General features: G+C 59.2%; 12 protein-coding genes. 8 read left to right on the forward strand and 4 right to left on the reverse strand.

Annotated features, from left to right (window positions below; all coding sequences use genetic code 11):
• Nucleotides 1-4 precede the first annotated feature (4 nt).
• Nucleotides 5-160, reverse strand: coding sequence for a hypothetical protein (locus tag AB7M26_RS28920; protein ID WP_429387270.1), 156 nt, complete (start codon nucleotides 158-160; stop codon nucleotides 5-7).
• Between the two features lie 69 nt (nucleotides 161-229).
• Here AB7M26_RS28920 and rapA point away from each other — a divergent pair, with 69 nt between their 5' ends.
• The gene (gene rapA, locus AB7M26_RS28925) at nucleotides 230-3076 is read left to right on the forward strand and encodes an RNA polymerase-associated protein RapA (protein WP_123499217.1); all 2847 of its coding nucleotides are present in this window, start codon (nucleotides 230-232) and stop codon (nucleotides 3074-3076) included.
• 185 nt (nucleotides 3077-3261) lie between these two features.
• On the opposite strand, the gene AB7M26_RS28930 is transcribed toward rapA, so the two are convergent.
• Nucleotides 3262-4611: a spinster family MFS transporter gene (locus AB7M26_RS28930; protein WP_123499218.1), complete on the reverse strand. Its 1350-nt coding sequence runs from the start codon at nucleotides 4609-4611 to the stop codon at nucleotides 3262-3264.
• Between the two features lie 288 nt (nucleotides 4612-4899).
• On the opposite strand from AB7M26_RS28930, the gene AB7M26_RS28935 reads away from it, so the two are divergent.
• Entirely contained in the window at nucleotides 4900-7182 is a 2283-nt protein-coding gene (locus AB7M26_RS28935; protein ID WP_429388971.1) for a putative bifunctional diguanylate cyclase/phosphodiesterase, read from the forward strand.
• Here the strand turns inward: AB7M26_RS28935 and AB7M26_RS28940 are convergent.
• Nucleotides 7073-7969, reverse strand: coding sequence for an NAD(P)-dependent oxidoreductase (locus AB7M26_RS28940; RefSeq protein ID WP_429387273.1), 897 nt, complete (start codon nucleotides 7967-7969; stop codon nucleotides 7073-7075). The two genes, AB7M26_RS28935 and AB7M26_RS28940, sit on opposite strands and share 110 nt — an antisense overlap.
• Before the next feature lie 197 nt (nucleotides 7970-8166).
• Between AB7M26_RS28940 and AB7M26_RS28945 the strand changes: the two genes are divergently transcribed.
• Nucleotides 8167-10362, forward strand: a complete 2196-nt coding sequence (locus AB7M26_RS28945; protein ID WP_429387276.1) for a hypothetical protein — start codon at nucleotides 8167-8169, stop codon at nucleotides 10360-10362.
• A gap of 296 nt (nucleotides 10363-10658) precedes the next feature.
• On the opposite strand, the gene AB7M26_RS28950 is transcribed toward AB7M26_RS28945, so the two are convergent.
• Nucleotides 10659-10964, reverse strand: a complete 306-nt coding sequence (locus AB7M26_RS28950) for a DUF2288 domain-containing protein (RefSeq protein ID WP_007906642.1) — start codon at nucleotides 10962-10964, stop codon at nucleotides 10659-10661.
• A gap of 350 nt (nucleotides 10965-11314) precedes the next feature.
• On the opposite strand from AB7M26_RS28950, the gene AB7M26_RS28955 reads away from it, so the two are divergent.
• The 5 genes from AB7M26_RS28955 to AB7M26_RS28975 all read left to right on the forward strand — a co-directional run bounded on the left by AB7M26_RS28955 (nucleotide 11315) and on the right by AB7M26_RS28975 (nucleotide 16318).
• Nucleotides 11315-12442, forward strand: coding sequence for a branched-chain amino acid ABC transporter substrate-binding protein (locus tag AB7M26_RS28955; protein ID WP_123499227.1), 1128 nt, complete (start codon nucleotides 11315-11317; stop codon nucleotides 12440-12442).
• 233 nt (nucleotides 12443-12675) lie between these two features.
• On the forward strand, nucleotides 12676-13599 hold the full coding sequence (livH, locus tag AB7M26_RS28960) for a high-affinity branched-chain amino acid ABC transporter permease LivH (RefSeq protein ID WP_008074580.1): 924 nt from the start codon (nucleotides 12676-12678) through the stop codon (nucleotides 13597-13599).
• On the forward strand, nucleotides 13596-14852 hold the full coding sequence (locus AB7M26_RS28965; RefSeq protein WP_123499229.1) for a high-affinity branched-chain amino acid ABC transporter permease LivM: 1257 nt from the start codon (nucleotides 13596-13598) through the stop codon (nucleotides 14850-14852). Before livH ends, AB7M26_RS28965 begins: the two co-directional genes overlap by 4 nt.
• Complete coding sequence (gene livG / locus AB7M26_RS28970; RefSeq protein ID WP_429387279.1) at nucleotides 14849-15616, forward strand: high-affinity branched-chain amino acid ABC transporter ATP-binding protein LivG; 768 nt, start codon at nucleotides 14849-14851, stop codon at nucleotides 15614-15616. Before AB7M26_RS28965 ends, livG begins: the two co-directional genes overlap by 4 nt.
• Nucleotides 15617-16318, forward strand: coding sequence for an ABC transporter ATP-binding protein (locus AB7M26_RS28975; RefSeq protein ID WP_007906649.1), 702 nt, complete (start codon nucleotides 15617-15619; stop codon nucleotides 16316-16318).
• Nucleotides 16319-16371: the final 53 nt, after the last annotated feature.

A 16371-nucleotide genomic window follows, 5' to 3' on the forward strand; every position in this document is an offset into this window, starting at 1 on the left:
ATTGTTAGTCTCCTGTCAGCAGGCTGTCGGCTGCGGGAATGGCGACTTGAGCCATCGGTCGCAAACTTGTGACCCGCCTGGCACCGTAGGAGCTGGTGCAGCCTGCGATCTTTTGATCTTCATCTCCCGAAAAGTTCGCATCCTCCATCAGCGCGCGCATGTAATCCTTTGGTCCTGAAGGCTCATTCCGTTAAGATAGCCCGCTTTTTCAAGGTGGGAGTCAGGCAGCATGGCGCAGCAGTATCAACCGGGGCAACGCTGGATCAGTGACAGCGAAGCCGAGCTGGGTTTGGGCACCGTTCTGGCACAGGACGGCCGCTTGTTGACCGTGCTCTATCCGGCCACTGGCGAGACTCGCCAGTACGCGCTACGGAATGCGCCCCTCACCCGCGTGCGGTTTTCGCCGGGTGACAGCATCACTCACTTCGAAGGCTGGAAACTGACCGTCCAAGAAGTCGACGACGTCGACGGCCTGCTGGTCTACCACGGCCTCAACGCGCAGAACGAAGTGGTCACCCTGCCGGAAACCCAGCTATCGAACTTCATTCAGTTCCGTCTGGCCAGCGACCGTTTGTTCGCCGGACAGATCGACCCGCTCGCCTGGTTCTCCCTGCGATACAACACCCTGGAACACACCAGCCGCCAATTGCAATCCTCGCTCTGGGGCCTGGGCGGCGTGCGTGCGCAACCGATCGCGCACCAGTTGCACATTGCCCGTGAAGTCGCCGACCGCATCGCGCCGCGGGTTCTGCTGGCAGACGAAGTGGGCCTGGGCAAGACCATCGAGGCCGGTCTGGTGATCCATCGCCAACTGCTTTCGGGTCGCGCCAGTCGCGTATTGATCCTGGTGCCGGAAAACCTCCAGCACCAGTGGCTGGTGGAGATGCGCCGCCGCTTCAACCTGCAAGTCGCGCTGTTCGATGAAGAACGCTTCATCGAAAGCGATGCCGCCAACCCGTTCGAAGACACCCAGCTCGCACTGGTTGCACTCGAATGGCTGGTAGATGACGAGAAGGCCCAGGACGCGTTGTTCGCGGCCGGCTGGGATTTGCTGGTGGTCGACGAAGCGCACCACCTGGTGTGGCACGAAGATCAGGTCAGCCCTCAGTATTCGCTTGTGGAGCAACTCGCCGAAGTCATTCCCGGGGTCTTGCTGCTGACCGCGACTCCGGAACAACTGGGTCAGGACAGTCACTTCGCGCGTCTGCGCCTGCTCGACCCGAACCGTTTCCATGACCTGCACGCCTTCCGCGCCGAGAGCGAAAACTATCGCCCGGTGGCCGAAGCCGTTCAGGAGCTGCTGGACAAAGGGCGTCTGTCGCCTGAAGCGCACAAGACTATCCACGGTTTCCTCGGCAACGAAGGCGAAGCCCTGCTGACCGCCGTCAATGATGGCGACACCGAAGCCAGCGCCCGTCTGGTCCGCGAACTGCTGGACCGTCATGGCACCGGCCGCGTGCTGTTCCGTAATACCCGCGCCGCCGTGCAAGGTTTCCCGGAACGCAAACTGCACCCGTACCCGCTGCCGTGCCCGGCCGAATACCTTGAACTGCCATTGGGCGATCACGCCGAGCTGTACCCGGAAGTCAGCTTCCAGGCCCAGCCGGACGCCAACGAAGAAGAGCGCTGGTGGAAATTCGACCCGCGTGTCGAGTGGCTGATCGACACCCTGAAAATGCTCAAGCGCACCAAAGTGCTGGTGATCTGCGCCCACGCCGAAACCGCCATGGACCTGGAAGACGCCCTGCGCGTGCGTTCCGGCATTCCGGCCACGGTCTTCCACGAAGGCATGAACATCCTCGAGCGCGACCGCGCCGCCGCCTACTTCGCCGACGAAGAATTTGGTGCGCAGGTGCTGATCTGCTCGGAAATCGGCAGTGAAGGTCGCAACTTCCAGTTCTCGCACCATCTGGTGCTGTTCGATCTGCCGTCGCACCCGGACCTGCTGGAGCAGCGTATCGGTCGTCTCGACCGGATCGGTCAGAAGCACATCATCGAGCTGCACGTGCCGTACCTGGAAACCAGCCCGCAAGAGCGGCTGTACCAGTGGTATCACGAGGCGCTGAACGCGTTCCTCAACACCTGCCCGACCGGCAACGCCTTGCAGCATCAGTTCGGCCCGCGCCTGTTGCCGCTGCTGGAAAACGCCGACGATGGCGAGTGGCAGGCGCTGATCGACGAAGCCCGCGCCGAACGTGAGCGTCTGGAAGCCGAACTGCACACCGGTCGCGACCGCTTGCTGGAACTCAACTCCGGCGGCGCTGGCGAAGGTGATGCGCTGGTCGAGGACATCCTCGAACAAGACGATCAGTTCGCCCTGCCTATCTACATGGAAACCCTGTTTGACGCCTTTGGCATCGACAGTGAAGACCATTCGGAAAACGCGCTGATCCTCAAGCCAAGCGAAAAAATGCTCGACGCCAGCTTCCCGCTGGGCGACGACGAAGGCGTGACCATCACCTACGACCGCAACCAGGCGCTGTCTCGCGAAGACATGCAGTTCATCACCTGGGAACACCCGATGGTTCAAGGCGGCATGGACCTGGTTCTGTCCGGCTCGATGGGCAACACCGCCGTGGCGCTGATCAAGAACAAGGCGCTGAAACCGGGCACCGTGTTGCTGGAACTGCTCTACGTCAGCGAAGTGGTTGCCCCGCGTTCGCTGCAGTTGGGCCGTTACCTGCCGCCGGCCGCCCTGCGTTGCCTGCTCGACGCCAACGGCAACGACCTGTCGACCCGGGTGTCGTTCGAAACCCTGAACGATCAACTGGAAAGCGTACCCCGCGCCAGCGCCAACAAGTTCATCCAGGCCCAGCGCGACCAGCTGACGCCACGGATCAACGCCGGCGAAGAGAAAATCACCCCGCGTCACGCCGAACGCGTGGCCGAGGCGCAACGTCGTCTGGCGGCGGATACCGACGAAGAACTGGCACGCCTGACCGCGTTGCAAGCGGTCAACCCGACCGTGCGTGACAGCGAACTGGTTGCCCTGCGCAAACAGCGCGAGCAAGGCCTGGCCATGCTCGACAAAGCCGCGCTGCGACTGGAAGCGATTCGGGTGTTGGTGGCGGGTTAATCCCCCTGCTCCACCGCTGGAACAAAAAGGCCCGCAGTGATGTGGGCCTTTTTTTGTCTGCTTGATTGTTGTGGTGTTCTTGACGGCCTCATCGCGGGCAAGCCCGCTCCCACAGGGCTTCGGGTGAATACAAGTATTGTGAGCAACCGAGATCACTGTGGGAGCGGGCTTGCCCGCGATGGCGATTAGGCAGTCACCGCAGAACCCGCAGGCTCAACCACCGCCACCAACCCCTCCTTCATCCGCTTGGCATCCCTTACAAAACACCGCGAGGCCAAAAACAGAAACACCATGGTAAAGAACAACGCCACCGGGATCAGGTACATCGCGTCATGCAGGCCGACCGCCTTGAACGCTTCAGTCATCTGCTCGGCGCCGGCCGACAGCATGGCCGTTTGCGCAAAGTGATCCGACAATCCGCCGACCACCACCGGCCCCAATCCGCCGCCCAGCAAATACAGACCGGCAAAGAACAACGCCATGGCCGTGGCCCGCAGGCGCGGTTCGACCACGTCCTGAATCGCCGTGTACACGCAGGTATAGAAGTTGTAAGCAAACAACCAACCCAGGCTGAACACCGCGACAAACACCCCGATCTCGATGCGTCCGGCGTGCAGGGCCCAAGCGGTACACACGGTCGAAATGATCAGGCTGAACGCCGCGAACAGCAGCCGCCCATTGGCCACGCGTTGGTGAATCTTGTCGGCGATCCAGCCGCCGAGCGTCAGGCCGAACAGCCCGGTCACCCCGACGATCACCCCGGTCGCCACTGCTGCCTCCTGCAATGGCATCAGGAAATATCGCTGCAACATCGGCACCAGAAACGAGTTGCAGGCGTAAGTCGCGAAGTTGAAACACAGCCCCGCCATGACCAGCCACAGGAAAGTCGGCACCGCCAGCACTCGACGGATCGGCCGGTCCACGCGTTCCTGAGACACTTGCACGCTTTCCGCCGCGCCGCGTTTCGGCTCTTTGATGAAGAACATGAACACCGCCAGGATCAACCCCGGCACCGCCGCGATAAAGAACGGCGCGCGCCAGCTGTCGAACGTCTTGACCATCCAGCCGATGGTGAAGAACGCCAGCAGTAACCCCAGCGGAAGACCCAGCATGAAAATGCCCATGGCCCGAGCCCGACGATGAGCCGGGAACAAATCGCCGATCAGCGAGTTGGCGGCCGGCGCGTAACTGGCTTCACCGATGCCGATGCCCATGCGCACGATCAGGAAACTCCAGAAACTGCCCACCAGCCCGTTGACCGCAGTCAGCCCGCTCCATGTTGCCAGGCCCCAGCCCATCAACTTGCTGCGCGAACCGGTATCGGCCAATCGCCCAAGGGGCAGGCCGGCAATGGCGTAAACGATGGTGAAAGCGGTGCCGATGATCCCCAGTTGAAAGTCGCTGAGGTGCCATTCCATGCGGATCGGCTCGATGATGATGGCCGGGATGGTGCGATCGAAGAAGTTGAACAGGTTGGCCAGGAACAGCAGGAACAGAATGCGCCAGGCATTCGCCGCTTGGGTCGAGTTCTGCATGGGTCCGTCTCTTTTATTGTTATTGGGGCTTCACTGCCAACGCATTCGAGCCCGGAACCGTCAATCTAGTCAGGCGGACCCGCGCTGTCTGTAATTATTCGTAATGCTGATACCCGTCCATGACAGCCAATGCGAGCCATGAAACAATTTATTTCCAATCGTTCTAAACGCCATTCCAAAAACATTGGCATTACTGTGCCATCACCTCTTGCGCTCCTTGCAAGGCCTCTATACTGCAAGCATTCGCCAGCGTACATGGCGCAGGATGATTCAGAGATGGGGCATGCTATGGAGTGGCTTGGTTTGCATTTCATGACCGGGCTGCCAGAGAGCGGACAGGTCATACTCGATTGCACCCATAACCCGTTTTTGGTGTTGCTGGCCTATCTAGTGGCTTGTGCGACCGGTTTCGCCACGCTGGGCATGACCGAGCGAGTCGGCCATGTGGAAAAACCTGCCTCCCAACGACTCTGGCGCTGGGTCGGTGCCGGGTGCTTGGCAGGTGGTATCTGGGCCATGCATTTCATCAGCATGCTGGCGTTCCAGGCGCCGATCGAAATCCATTACCACTTGCCCACTACCCTGCTCTCGCTGTTGTTCGCCCTGACCGCCTCGTGGCTGGCCATGCACACCCTCAGTCATCCTCAGCTGAATTTCTGGCAATACCTGCGGGCCGCAGTGTGGATCGGCCTGGGCATCGCAACCATGCATTACGTGGGCATGGCCGCCCTGCGATCGAATGCGATGGCCTACTACCAACCCGTGCTGTTCGTGCTTTCCATTGTGATCGCCATCGGTGCCAGCCTGGCCGCCCTGCTGATTTCCAGTCACCTGCGCGATGGTGCCGGCGTGTTTCATCAATTGCTCAAATACACCGCCAGCCTGGTGCTCGGAGCCGGCATCGTGAGCATGCATTTCACCGGCATGGCGGCGTTCAGCCTGGTGCTGCCCGTTGGCAGCCTTGAGCCCCTGCCCAGCGACAACAATCACCTGCAACTGGGGCTGACGGTAGCGGTAATGACGCTGCTGATCATCGGCAGCGGCATCAGCGCTGCATGGGCGGACAAGAAACTGCAACACAAAGAGCATGACCTGCAACGGGTCAACGCCCTGCTCAGTCAACTGGATCAGGCACGCATGTCGCTGCAACAGGTGGCGCATTACGACCCCTTGACCAACCTGATCAACCGACGAGGCTTCAACCAGATCTTCGCCGAGAAACTCATCGAGAAAACCAATGAAGGCGGCATGCTGGCGGTGATGTTCCTCGACATCGACCATTTCAAGCGGATCAATGACAGCCTCGGCCATGACGCCGGTGACGAATTGCTCAAAGTCCTGGCCGGCCACATCAAGGCTGCAGTGCGCAGCCATGAAGACGTGGTGGCGCGCTTCGGAGGCGACGAATTCTGCATCCTGATCACCCTGTATGACCGTGAAGAAGCGCGGCAAATGGCCCAGCGCATCATGCTGAAAATGAAGGAGCCCATCGAGTTGTCCGGACGGCGCATGGTCATGACCACCAGCATCGGCATCAGCCTGTTTCCGGAAGATGGCAAGACCTGTGAAGAACTGCTGAAAAACGCTGACCTGGCGCTGTATCAGTCCAAGGATTGCGGTCGTAACGCCCTGCATTTTTTCAGTGCAAACCTGAAAACCCGCGCCACCCTGGAGTTGCAACTCGAAGAGGAACTGCGTCACGCCCTGCGCGAAAACACCGGGTTGATGCTGTATTACCAACCGATCTATGACCTGAGAACCGGCCAGGTCACCAAACTTGAAGCGCTGATTCGCTGGCAACATCCGGTTCACGGCTTGCTCACGCCGGATCGATTCATCGCCATTGCCGAAGCCAACGGCCTGATTGCCGAGCTGGACAACTGGGTGCTGCGCAAGGCCTGCGAGGACTTGGGCGAGCTGTCCCGGCACGATTGCGAAGAACTCAAAATCGCGGTGAATTGCTCGCCCCTGAACCTGGCGCGAGAAGAACTGGCCAATGAAATCGAACACGCCCTGCACGCCTTCGGGGTGGCACCACACCGGCTGGAACTGGAAGTCACCGAGAATGCGCTGATGGGCAATATCAGCAACACCCTGGTGTTGCTGCGCCAGATTCGCGCTCTCGGGGTCTCGTTGTCGATCGATGACTTCGGCACCGGCTATTCATCCCTGGCCTACCTCAGGCGCCTGCCATTAAACACGTTGAAGATCGACCGCTCGTTCATTCAAGACATCCCCAAGGCCACCCAGGACATGGAAATCGTCCAGGCCATTATCGTCATGGCTCATACCCTGCATTTGCAGGTCGTCACCGAAGGCGTCGAAACCTTCGAACAGTACGACTTTCTCGAACGCCACGGCTGCGACTTCGTTCAGGGCTACCTGCTCAGCCGTCCGGTGCCGCTGGCTGAGTTGCGTCCGGTGCTGGCCGAAATCAATCAGCGCAAGCACGTGCACACCTTCAATCCTTTGAGTCTGGCGCGCGGTACAACTGCACTAACGTCGACGGATCCTTTTTCAGGAACCCCTGCCCCCCATGGAGGCGCATCAGTTGTGCGGCCAATCCGCTGATCGGTGTGGCCGAACCCTGTTCGCGGGAAAATTTCACGGCGGTGTCCAGATCCTTGAGCAGCGTGCGTACGTGCCACTTCACCGGTTCGAAACGGCTGTCGGCCATTTGCGGCGCAAGAATCTGCAGCGGTTTTGAATCGGCGAAGCCACCGGCGAGCGCCTCGGCGATCACGCGGGCGTCGACCCCGGAACGCTCGGCCAAGGCCACCACTTCGGCAATCACCAAGGCATTGCACGCCACGATCATCTGATTGCAGGCCTTGGTCACCTGCCCCGCACCGACGGCGCCCATGTGGGTCACGCGCTGGCCAAGGGTCAACAACACCGGCCGCACGCGCTCAAGGTCTGCCGCCTCGCCGCCGACCATGATCGCCAGGCTGCCGGCCTCGGCGCCGACCACCCCGCCGGAGACCGGCGCATCGAGCCAACTCATACCGGTTTTACTGGCCAATGAGTTCGCCATTTCCCGCGTCGCGGTGGGTTCCAGGCTGGAAAAATCCACCAGTAGCTGGCCGCTTTTCGCCCCCTCGGCAACGCCTGCCGCGCCAAACACCACCTCACGTACAACAGCTGTGTCGGCCAAGCACAGCATCACCAGGCCCGCGTGTTGGCACAGTTCGGCCGGTGTCGCCACTTGCCGCGCGCCGGCCTCCACCAGCGCTGCGCACTTGTCGGGGTTGCGGTTCCACACCGTCAGCGGATAACCCGCCGCCAACAGACGTCGGCACATTGGCAAGCCCATCAAACCGATTCCGGCAAACCCCAGCGCTGGAAACGTTGCCATCATTTAGCCTCCCTTTGATTAAAGATCATCGAATATTGGCCGATTCATCATGATTAAGGAAAGGATTCCCCCGAGCGACGCACAGGCCAAGGCCCTGACGCTTGGGCCACATTCGCGCTGCAAAAAGACGCGAGATCTCATTCCGTGATGACTCGATGACACTTGTCGCCGAGCCGACCAGTCCAGGTATATGGCGCACAATGACTTCTAAAAATAATCCGGCCACCGCGGTATCCGACCTGACCCTGAGCCCCGCGGCGAACAGCCCCTCATCGTCGAAGCCATTGATCCCGTCGCGTCCGCTGGCGACTCAGCAATACCTTTACTTCACCGAAACCAATACAGACCGCATCCTCGACAACCTCGACGGCCTGCGCGACTTGGTGTTCCCGCGCCCGCCCCATCTGGAAGGCGACAACGAACAACACAGCGATCAGGAATTCCCTTCGGTGTGCCTGATCGGCCTGGGCCGCTGTGGTTCGAACATCGCACTGGACGTCGCGGAGCTGGTGTACAACGCCCGCAAGTTCTACCTCAACGAATTCAACAACGAAGACCGTCTGTCGCCAGACAAACGCTACGCCGAAAAGGGCTACAGCCCGGCGCAGTGGATTCGCAACAACCTGCGCCTGGGGCCGAACAAGGCCAGCAAACCGGTGTTTCTGGTCGAGCCGCTGGTGATGCTCGGCGACCTGGACAAGGACATCGCCGGTCGCATCCGTTTCTCGCGCAAGGGCGAAAAAAGCGGCTTTTTGCGCGACTACAGCAAAATGAAAATCATGGACTTGTCGGAAGTCCACGCCGGTGGCGCCGGTAACGCGCCGATCCTCGGCCAGTACCTGGCCAAGATCATCCTGAACAAGGATACCCAGCGGTTCTCCAGCCCTGACTGGAAGATGATTCACTCGTACCTGATCGACAGCTGCGGGATCAAGGCTAACCAGTCGCGCCTGTATTTCTCGATCTTCAGTGCCGGCGGCGGTACCGGTTCGGGCATGGCCTCGGAGTTCGGCCTGGCCCAGCAGCACTCGTACATGAACAAGACATTCGACACCAAGCCGATGGACGAGCACGACAGCAAGAGCGGTCATTCCTTCGTCTTCGAACCGATCTTCACCAGCGGCATTTGCGTACTGCCCAATATTTCCGATCACCGCAGCGAAATGTCCGAGGCGCTGCACATCAACGCCGGTCGCCTGTTGTGCAAATACCTGTCGGAAGAGTGGGACTTCTCCTACAACTTCGCCAACGAAGACAGCAGCGAAGCCAGCGTCATGGGCCGTATCCGCCCATGGAACGCGATGATGCTGATCTCCAACGACATCATGCGTTACGCCGAAGAAAGCGATGACGGCAACATCCAGAACATTGATGTCAATGCCATGGAAAAGCACGCCAACCAGTACATCTCACAGCAGATCTTCAACATTCTGACCGCGCAGGCGGTGACCACCGACTACGACCAGAACTATTTCCGTCGCGCCGGCATCGACATCGGCGAAACCATTCGCCTGGACGCCAACGACCTGTTCATGAGCCTGGCCGGCCCCGTGGCGATTGCCTACGCCGAGTCCGTCGTACCGGAAACCCCGCCGCCGAGCAGCGACAAGTTCAAGGTGTTCGAAAAAGAGCCGCAACGCCTGAACATCGACGACCTGTTCTTCCGCTCGATCGACCTGCCGCACTTCAACAAGGTCACGCAGGCAATCGAAGGCATCAGCCTGTTGCCGATCGAGTCCAAGCGCTATCGCGCCTCGCTTGAGCAGTACAAGAATTCGGGCTATGACGCGGCCGCGTTGCACGACCTGCACTTCTTCAAGAATTGTTCGTCAGTGGTGTCGATTGTGTCCTTGCCCAAGGACTACAAGCTGTCCTACATGGACCTGAACCGGCTGAAGACCCACCTCAACAGCTTGTTCCCCAACACCACGCTCAAGCGTTATGCGCTGGTAATCGGCGCCTCGGCCAACTTGTCGCTGACCACCCTCATCGCCAAGAGCCCGTGCCTGTCGGACGACTTTTTGACCCTGATCGTGGCCTTCATCAAGCGCTGCTTCGCGAAAAACCCGTATCGCTTCGACGAGACGCTGGACAACTCGATCCTGGACTTCATCATCAACGAAGACTTCGACGAAGACCGGATCGATGAACTGCTCAACGAATTCGAAAACCCGGCGAAAATCCTCGATACCAACTGGTACGCGATCAAACCGATGTACGAGAAAAAGTACCGTGAGCTGATCAACGACAAGGACAAGTTTGTCTCGATCAATGACATTCGTTTGTCTCGGGATTGCGTGAAGAAGTCGATCAAGTATTTGCGCGAGATTTACCGTCACCGGATTGGCAAGACCAAGGTTATTTCTTTGAATAACCATACGGGCAAGACGGCTTAATCGGCGGTGCACCCAATCGCGGGCAAGCCCGCTCCCACAAGGACCGCGTTCTCTTTTGAAAAACGCCGTACCTGTGGGAGCGGGCTTGCCCGCGATGGCGACATAAAATTCACCACAAACCCCAACATCCAGAAACAATTAAGCAGCCCATCGGCTGCTCAATAAACTGTTCCCGTTACGTTTACGTCACCCTCGCCAAGACCCTTCTGTGGCCTTTCTCTACGGCAACATGCCATCACGCTACTCGGCTACACACTTTTAACCGGTAGCGCAGCGCACCAATTAAGTGCAAGCGTTCAGCTCGTCGCCCTTTCCTGGATCAGAATCCACGGTGAAACCACCACGGCCCACAGCTCGGGATCGCGCTCGAAAAGATCCAGCGCCCGCGTTTCAGACAGCTTGGCGACCTTGTCGGCGGCCAGCCAGGCAGCGACTTTCTCGCCTTCATCGGTTGCCACCGCTTCTGCCGCAGCGATCAAATCCAGGCCTGGATCGACCCACAATAGGGCACCCCTGGCAAAGAACGGCTCCAACTCTTTCCAGGTAATAGATGCGGTCTCACCAAGCAGCTTGGCATAGAGGGTGCTAGGTTCTTGAGTCATGGGTTTCTGTCCGCAAAGAAAATCGACGTGAATGATAACGTCGGTATTGCGCCAGAAAAACCCGGATGCAATTGCGTTACCGATTGAAAAACGCAGGAAAGCCAAGGAATGCTGCTGAATCAAGTATTAGCCAGCTAACATCCCGCCGTGATTCTGTCTTTTTCTTTCAATAAAGCGACACCCTCAGGTTTTGCCCCCCGGCGCTGCCTTCCCAGGCTAACAATCGGCGCTCTACACTGTACCGGTACAGTTGCCGGGGGCATTTTCCGGAGGATATCAACGATATCTGACCCGGTTCTGCTGCTACGGCGCCAGGACTATAAAAACTACAACAGTAAGAGTGGAGCACTATGACTAAGGCTACTAAGCAGATTTCAAAACTGTTTGCCGCTATGGTTCTGGCCGGGGTTGCCAGCCATTCGTTCGCCGCTGACACCATCAAGATCGGCATCGCCGGCCCTAAAACCGGCCCTGTAGCCCAATACGGCGACATGCAGTTCAGTGGCTCGAAAATGGCCATCGAACAAATCAACGCCAAGGGCGGCGTCGACGGCAAGAAGCTCGAAGCCGTTGAATACGATGACGCCTGCGATCCAAAACAAGCGGTTGCTGTTGCGAACAAAGTCGTCAACGACGGCGTCAAGTTCGTGGTGGGTCACCTGTGCTCCAGCTCCACTCAACCGGCTTCGGACATTTACGAAGACGAAGGCGTGATCATGATCACTCCGGCTGCCACCAGCCCGGACATCACCACTCGCGGCTACAAAATGATCTTCCGTACTATCGGTCTGGACAGCGCCCAGGGCCCTGCCGCCGGTAACTACATTGCCGATCACGTCAAACCGAAAATCGTTGCTGTGCTGCACGACAAACAGCAATACGGTGAAGGCATCGCCAGCGCCGTTAAAACCACCCTCGAGAAGAAAGGCGTCAAGGTTGCCGTGTTCGAAGGCATCAACGCTGGCGACAAAGACTTCTCTTCGATGGTCTCCAAGCTCAAACAAGCCAACGTCGACTTCGTCTACTACGGCGGCTACCACCCGGAGCTGGGTCTGCTCCTGCGTCAATCCCAGGAAAAAGGCCTGAAAGCCAAGTTCATGGGGCCGGAAGGCGTGGGTAACGACTCCATTTCGCAGATCGCCAAGGAAGCTTCCGAAGGCCTGCTGGTGACCCTGCCGAAATCCTTCGACCAGGATCCGGCCAACATCGCCCTGGCTGACGCGTTCAAAGCCAAGAAAGAAGACCCGAGCGGTCCGTTCGTGTTCCCGTCCTACTCGGCTGTGCAAGTCATCGCCGAAGGCATCAAGGCCGCCAAGAGCGAAGACACCGCAAAAGTGGCTGAAGCTATCCACAAGGGCACGTTCAAAACCCCGACCGGCGACCTGTCTTTCGACGAAAAGGGCGACCTGAAGGACTTCAAATTCGTGGTTTACCAGTGGCACTTCGGCAAACCTAAAACTGAAGTTTCGCCTCAGTAAGGCCTTGGCCTGACTGACTGCCAATAAAGCCCACGGCGTGCCGTGGGCTTTGTTTTACGAACGTATTGGGCCGCGCTGGCGTGATCCGCCAGTCTCCCCACCTGAAAATCTCAAAACCGTCATCAGCGGTTCGCTGGCAAACCTCGAATTCGAAGTGGATGCAGATCCACGGGGCTCGAGCGGGAAAATGACTCCACCAGTGAAATGCGTATCAGGTTTTTAGGAGCGCTGTAATGCCTGACATCTATCACTTCTTCCAACAGCTGGTTAATGGTCTGACCATTGGCAGCACGTATGCCCTGATCGCCATCGGCTATACGATGGTTTACGGCATCATTGGAATGATCAACTTCGCCCACGGCGAGGTGTACATGATCGGCTCTTACGTGGCGTTCATCGCCATCGCCGGGCTGGCCATGCTGGGACTCGACAGTGTCCCTCTCTTGATGACCGCGGCTTTCCTCGCGACCATCGTCGTGACCAGTGCCTACGGTTACAGCATCGAACGGATCGCCTACCGCCCCCTGCGCGGCAGCAACCGTCTGATCCCGCTGATTTCCGCCATCGGCATGTCGATCTTCCTGCAGAACACGGTTCTGCTGGCGCAAGACTCCAAGGACAAATCCATCTCCAACCTGATCCCTGGCAACTTCGCCATCGGGCCAGGTGGCGCACATGAAGTGCTGATTTCCTACATGCAAATCGTGGTGTTCGTGGTGACCCTGGTCGCCATGCTCGGCCTGACGCTGTTCATCTCCCGTTCTCGCCTGGGTCGCGCCTGCCGCGCCTGTGCCGAAGACATCAAGATGGCCAACCTCTTGGGTATCAACACCAACAACATCATCGCCCTGACCTTCGTCATCGGTGCGGCACTGGCGGCCATCGCGGCCGTGCTGCTGAGCATGCAATACGGCGTGATCAACCCGAACGCCGGTTTCCTGGTCGGCCTCAAGGCCTTCACCGCAGCAGTATTGGGCGGTATCGGCAGCATCCCCGGCGCGATGCTCGGCGGGCTGGTGCTTGGGGTGGCGGAAGCCTTTGGTGCCGATATCTTCGGCGACCAGTACAAGGACGTCGTGGCGTTCGGTCTACTGGTTCTGGTGTTGTTGTTCCGGCCAACCGGCCTGTTGGGCCGTCCGGAGGTTGAGAAAGTATGACTAGGAATCTTAAACAGGCGTTGTTCAGCGCCTTGCTGGTGTGGGCGGTTGCCTACCCGGTACTGGGTCTGAAACTGACCATTGTCGGCATCAACCTCGAAGTCCATGGCACCAGCACTGCAACGCTGATCACCATCGCCGTGTGCTCGGTGCTGATGTTCCTGCGGGTGCTGTTCGACCAGCAGATCAGCTCGGCCTGGAAAGCCTCGCCCAACTTGCCGGTGATGCCGGCCAAGGCCAGTCACTTCCTGACCCTGCCGACCACCCAGCGCTGGATCATCATCGCGTTGATCATCGGTTCTCTGGTCTGGCCGTTCTTCGGCTCTCGCGGTGCGGTGGACATCGCCACGCTGGTGCTGATCTACGTGATGCTCGGCCTGGGCTTGAACATCGTGGTCGGCCTGGCTGGCCTGCTCGATCTCGGTTATGTCGGCTTCTACGCCGTGGGCGCCTACAGCTACGCGCTGCTGTCGCACTACTACGGCCTGAGCTTCTGGATCTGCTTGCCGATCGCCGGGATGATGGCGGCCACCTTTGGCTTCCTTCTCGGTTTCCCGGTACTGCGTTTGCGCGGTGACTACCTGGCAATCGTGACCTTGGGTTTCGGTGAAATCATCCGTCTGTTCCTGCGTAACCTGACCGACCTCACCGGCGGCCCGAACGGCATCAGCAACATTCCCAAGCCCACGCTTTTCGGGCTGAGCTTTGATAGAACTGCCGCAGAAGGTCTGCAGACCTTCCACGAGTACTTCGGCCTGGAATACAACTCGATCAACAAGGTGATCTTCCTTTACCTGATCGCGGTGTTGTTGTCGTTGTTCGCGCTGTTCGTCATCAACCGCTTGCTGCGCATGCCTCTGGGCCGTGCCTGGGAAGCGCTGCGTGAAGACGAAATTGCCTGCCGTGCGCTGGGGCTCAATCCTACTGTCATCAAGCTGTCGGCCTTCACCCTCGGTGCCTGCTTCGCCGGTTTCGCCGGTAGCTTCTTCGCCGCGCGCCAAGGCCTGGTGACACCGGAGTCCTTCACCTTCATCGAATCGGCGACCATCCTCGCCATCGTGGTGCTGGGCGGCATGGGCTCGCAACTGGGCGTCGTACTCGCCGCCACGGTGATGATCCTGTTGCCGGAAATGATGCGTGAGTTCAGTGAATACCGCATGTTGATGTTCGGCGCCTTGATGGTGCTGATGATGATCTGGCGTCCACAAGGTCTGCTGCCGATGCAACGCCCCCACATGGAGCTGCGCAAATGAGCCGTGAGATCCTGAAAGTCACTGACCTGAGCATGCGCTTCGGCGGCCTGTTGGCGGTCAACAGCGTGGCCCTGACCGTCAAAGAGAAACAAGTGGTATCAATGATCGGCCCCAACGGCGCCGGCAAGACCACCGTGTTCAACTGCCTGACCGGTTTCTACCAGCCCACCGCTGGCAGCATCGTGCTGGACGGCGAGCCGATCCAGGGCCTGCCGGGCCACAAGATTGCTCTCAAAGGCGTGGTGCGCACCTTCCAGAACGTGCGGCTGTTCAAGGACATGACAGCGGTCGAGAACCTCTTGATCGCGCAACACCGTCACCTGAACACCAATTTCCTGGCCGGTCTGTTCAAGACCCCGGCGTTCCGCAGAAGCGAACGCGAGGCCATGGAATACGCCGAGTACTGGCTGGAAAAGGTCAACCTCAAGGAGTTCGCCAACCGTCCGGCCGGCACCCTGGCCTACGGTCAGCAACGTCGCCTGGAAATCGCTCGCTGCATGATGACCCGCCCGCGGATCCTCATGCTCGACGAACCGGCTGCCGGTCTCAACCCGCGGGAAACCGAAGACCTCAAGGCACTGATCGGCATCCTGCGTGAGGAGCATGATGTGACCGTGCTGCTGATCGAACACGACATGAAACTGGTCATGAGCATTTCCGACCACATCTTCGTGATCAACCAGGGCACGCCTCTGGCCGACGGTACGCCGGAACAGATCCGCGACAATCCTGAAGTGATCAAAGCCTACCTGGGGGAAGCGTAAATGCTGCAGTTCGAAAACGTTTCCACCTTCTACGGCAAGATCCAGGCGCTGCACAGCGTCAACGTCGAAGTCCGTCAGGGCGAGATCGTGACCCTGATTGGCGCCAACGGTGCCGGCAAGTCGACCCTGCTGATGACCCTCTGCGGCTCGCCGCAGGCCCACAGCGGCAGCATCCGCTACATGGGTGAAGAGCTCGTCGGCCAGGACTCGTCGCACATCATGCGCAAGAGCATCGCCGTGGTCCCGGAAGGTCGTCGGGTGTTTGCTCGCCTGACCGTGGAAGAGAACCTCGCCATGGGCGGATTCTTCACCGACAAGGGCGACTATCAGGAACAGATGGACAAGGTCCTCGGACTTTTCCCACGCCTGAAAGAGCGCTTCGCCCAACGCGGCGGCACCATGTCTGGCGGCGAACAGCAAATGCTCGCCATCGGCCGTGCGCTGATGAGCAAGCCCAAGCTGTTGCTGCTCGACGAGCCATCGCTGGGCCTGGCACCGATCATCATCCAGCAGATCTTCGACATCATCGAACAACTGCGCAAGGACGGTGTGACGGTGTTTCTGGTGGAGCAAAACGCCAACCAGGCGCTGAAAATCGCTGACCGTGCCTATGTGCTGGAAAACGGCCGGGTGGTGATGACAGGGACTGGCGAAGCGCTGTTGACCGACCCGAAAGTGCGCGAAGCGTACCTTGGCGGTTAAGCGATTGCGGTAAACAAAAAACGGCCTTCGGGCCGTTTTTTTGTGCCTGCCCC

The organism is Pseudomonas sp. F-14 TE3482 (assembly GCF_053629455.1).

Excerpts from the sequence above, each read along its gene's own strand:
- AB7M26_RS28945 (WP_429387276.1), top strand. The coding sequence starts at position 8,167 with ATGACTTCTAAAAATAATCCGGCCACCGCGGTATCCGACCTGACCCTG.
- AB7M26_RS28920 (WP_429387270.1), bottom strand. The coding sequence starts at position 160 with ATGCGCGCGCTGATGGAGGATGCGAACTTTTCGGGAGATGAAGATCAA.
- AB7M26_RS28930 (WP_123499218.1), bottom strand. The coding sequence starts at position 4,611 with ATGCAGAACTCGACCCAAGCGGCGAATGCCTGGCGCATTCTGTTCCTG.
- AB7M26_RS28935 (WP_429388971.1), top strand. The coding sequence starts at position 4,900 with ATGGAGTGGCTTGGTTTGCATTTCATGACCGGGCTGCCAGAGAGCGGA.
- livG (WP_429387279.1), top strand. The coding sequence starts at position 14,849 with ATGAGCCGTGAGATCCTGAAAGTCACTGACCTGAGCATGCGCTTCGGC.
- livH (WP_008074580.1), top strand. The coding sequence starts at position 12,676 with ATGCCTGACATCTATCACTTCTTCCAACAGCTGGTTAATGGTCTGACC.
- AB7M26_RS28965 (WP_123499229.1), top strand. The coding sequence starts at position 13,596 with ATGACTAGGAATCTTAAACAGGCGTTGTTCAGCGCCTTGCTGGTGTGG.
- AB7M26_RS28975 (WP_007906649.1), top strand. The coding sequence starts at position 15,617 with ATGCTGCAGTTCGAAAACGTTTCCACCTTCTACGGCAAGATCCAGGCG.
- AB7M26_RS28955 (WP_123499227.1), top strand. The coding sequence starts at position 11,315 with ATGACTAAGGCTACTAAGCAGATTTCAAAACTGTTTGCCGCTATGGTT.
- AB7M26_RS28940 (WP_429387273.1), bottom strand. The coding sequence starts at position 7,969 with ATGATGGCAACGTTTCCAGCGCTGGGGTTTGCCGGAATCGGTTTGATG.
- rapA (WP_123499217.1), top strand. The coding sequence starts at position 230 with ATGGCGCAGCAGTATCAACCGGGGCAACGCTGGATCAGTGACAGCGAA.
- AB7M26_RS28950 (WP_007906642.1), bottom strand. The coding sequence starts at position 10,964 with ATGACTCAAGAACCTAGCACCCTCTATGCCAAGCTGCTTGGTGAGACC.